Annotated in this window: 2 protein-coding genes and 1 pseudogene; all 3 read left to right on the forward strand. The window is 74.5% G+C overall.

Annotation, left to right across the window (positions count from 1 at the left end; all coding sequences use genetic code 11):
• Window positions 1-597 (forward strand): substrate-binding domain-containing protein (locus ABZ885_RS38825; RefSeq protein WP_360199565.1); only part of this gene is annotated, 597 nt, incomplete at its 5' end.
• Between the two features lie 165 nt (window positions 598-762).
• Window positions 763-2,412 carry a sugar ABC transporter ATP-binding protein gene (locus tag ABZ885_RS38830; protein ID WP_360199567.1) on the forward strand — a complete coding sequence of 550 codons (1,650 nt, stop codon included), beginning with the start codon at window positions 763-765 and terminating at the stop codon, window positions 2,410-2,412.
• Window positions 2,409-2,774: pseudogene (locus ABZ885_RS38835) on the forward strand (ABC transporter permease); the annotation flags it as partial. The gene ABZ885_RS38830 and the pseudogene ABZ885_RS38835, both read left to right, overlap by 4 nt.

The following is a 2,774-nucleotide window of genomic DNA, read 5'->3' on the forward strand; positions in this document are numbered from 1 at the left end:
CTCGTCCCGCGGGTCGGCTTCAGCGGCGCCCAGATGGGCGCCGAGGTCGGCAAGCGCGCCGCCGACGAGTACAAGAAGGCCGGCTGGACCGCCGCCGACACCCGCGTCATCGCGGCCTGGAAGCAGGACGTGACCGTCTGCGGGGACCGGGTCAAGGCGGCCCGCGAGGCCTTCGGCACCGTCGCCCCCGGCGTCCAGACCATCGAGGTCGCCACCGACAACACCCCCACCGGGGCCCAGGACAAGGTCGCCGCGACCGTCACCGCCAATGCCGGCGTCAAGCACTGGGTGGTCTGGGGCTGCAACGACGAGAACGTGCACGGCGGCGTCACCGCGCTGCAGAACGCCGGCGTCAGCGCCGACAACGTGATCGGCGTCGGCCTCGGCGCCTACCTCGCCTGCAAGGACTGGAGCGGCGGCAAGCCCTCCGGCATGAAGGCCGCCCTGTTCATCAACGGCCGGGACGTCGGCGCGCTCGCCGTCCAGACCATGTACGACAAGCTCAAGAACGGCAAGGACATGCCCGCCGAGGCGTTCGCGAAGACCACCATGGTCGACCCCGCCGGCTGGAAGGGCGCCGGGGTCACCTGCAGCTGACCGGCCCTCACCACCCGGTCCTCACCCCTTCGGCGGCGCGCGGCCGTCCCGGTCCTTCCACCCGCGGACGGCCGCCCCGCTTCCCTGCCGCCCTGCCGCCCAGCCCCCCGCCGCCCAGCCCCCCGCCTCCCTGACCACCCTCCGACTCCCCGAGGAGACCCGGCCGTGAGCACAGCGCGCCGCCCGAACGCCGACCCCCGACCACCCACCGGCCCCGCGCCCGCACCCGGCACACCGGCCGCCGGCGCACCCGCAGCCGGCGCGCCTGTTGCGCCTGCCGGTCCGGGCCCGGACCGGCGCGGCACCGGCGTCGAGGGCGTCACCAAGCGCTTCGGATCCGTCCAGGCCCTGGCCGGCGTCACCCTCGACTTCCCGGCCGGCCAGGTCACCGCCCTGATGGGGGAGAACGGGGCCGGCAAGTCCACCCTGCTGAAGATCCTCACCGGCGACCACCAGCCCACCGAGGGCCGCGTCGTCCTCGACGGCAGGCCCGTCGACCTGCGCTCCCCGGCCCAGGCCAGGGCCCTCGGCATCCGGATCATCCCGCAGGAACCCGAGATCATCCCGCACGTCTCGGTCGCCGAGAACGTCTACGCCGGCGCCCTGCCCACGACCGCCGGCCGCCGCCTGGACCGCGCCGGACTGCGCCGCCGGATCACCGCCGACCTCGACCGGCTCGGCTTCGCCGGCGTCCTCGACCCCGACCTGCTCGGCTCCCAGCTGACCTCGGCCCAGCGCCAACTCGTCGAGATCATGCGCGCCCTGACCGGCGAGGCCAAGCTGATCGCCTTCGACGAGCCGACCTCCTCGCTCTCCGAGCACGAGGTCGACGCCCTGTTCGCCCTGGTCGGACGGCTGCGCCGGCAGGGCGTCGCCGTCGTCTACGTCTCGCACCGGATGCAGGAGATCTTCCGGCTCGCCGACCGGATCGCCGTCCTGCGCGACGGCGCCCTGGTCACCGTGCAGGACGCGCGCCGTACCGACGAGGGCGAACTGGTCCGCCAGATGGTCGGCCGCGACCTCTCGGCCCTGTTCGTACGCCGCACCGTCGCCACCGACCGCGTCGTCCTGGAGGCCCGCGGCGTCACCACCGACCACGTGCGCGGCGTCGACCTCACCGTCCGGGCCGGCGAGGTCGTCGGCCTCGCCGGTCTGATCGGCGCCGGACGCTCCGAACTCGCCCTCGCCCTGGCCGGCGACCTGCCCGTGCGCGGCGGCACCGTCACCCTCGACGGCCGGCCGCTGCCCACCGGCAGCCCCGGCCGGGTGATCCGGGCCGGTCTCGCCCTCGCCCCCGAGGAGCGCAAGGCCCAGGCGCTCTTCCTGCAGCGCTCCGTCCGCGACAACACCTCGATCGCCGTCCTGGAACGGCTGCGCCGCTGGCGGTTCGTCAAGCGCGGCGCCGAACGCGACCTCGCCGGGGAGTACGCCGAGCGGCTGCGGGTGCGCACCCCGTCGGTCGAGCACGAGGTCGGCAAGCTCTCCGGCGGGAACCAGCAGAAGGTCGTGCTCTCGCGCTGGCTGGCCCGCCGCCCCAAGCTGCTGATCCTGGACGAACCGACCCGCGGCATCGACGTCGGCGCGAAGGCCGAGATCTACCGGATCATCGCCGATCTCGCCGAGCAGGGCGTCGCCCTGCTGGTCATCTCCTCCGAACTGCCCGAACTCCTCGGCCTGGCCGACCGGATCGTCGTCATGCAGGGCGGGCGCGTCACCGGCGCACTGGACCGGGCCGACGCCACCGAGGAGGCCGTCCTCCAACTCGCCATGGCCGACGACATCACCGGCACGACTTCCTCCGGAGCCTCCTCATGACCACCGCCACCACCCCGCCGGCCCTCAAGGGCACGCCGCACGGCCGCCCGGCCCGCCCGCTCGCCCTGCTCGCCGGCGTCGGCGGCCAGAACCTCAGCCTGGCCGGCGCGCTCGCCGTGGTGCTGGCCGTCTTCGGGGTCCTCAACGACAACTACCTGAGCTGGACCAACATCCAGGTCATCGCCGAGGCCGCCACCATCACCGGCCTGCTCGCCGTGGTGCAGACCGTGGTGGTCATCTGCGGCGGCCTGGACATCTCGGTGGGCTCGCAGGCCGGCCTGGCCTCCGTGGTCAGCGCCATGGCCTTCACCTCCGCCGGCGGCAACGCCTTCGCCGGCATGGCCGCCGCGGCGGGCGTCGGC

The sequence above is a fragment of the Kitasatospora sp. NPDC047058 genome (assembly GCF_040643935.1).
GTDB lineage: Bacteria > Actinomycetota > Actinomycetes > Streptomycetales > Streptomycetaceae > Kitasatospora.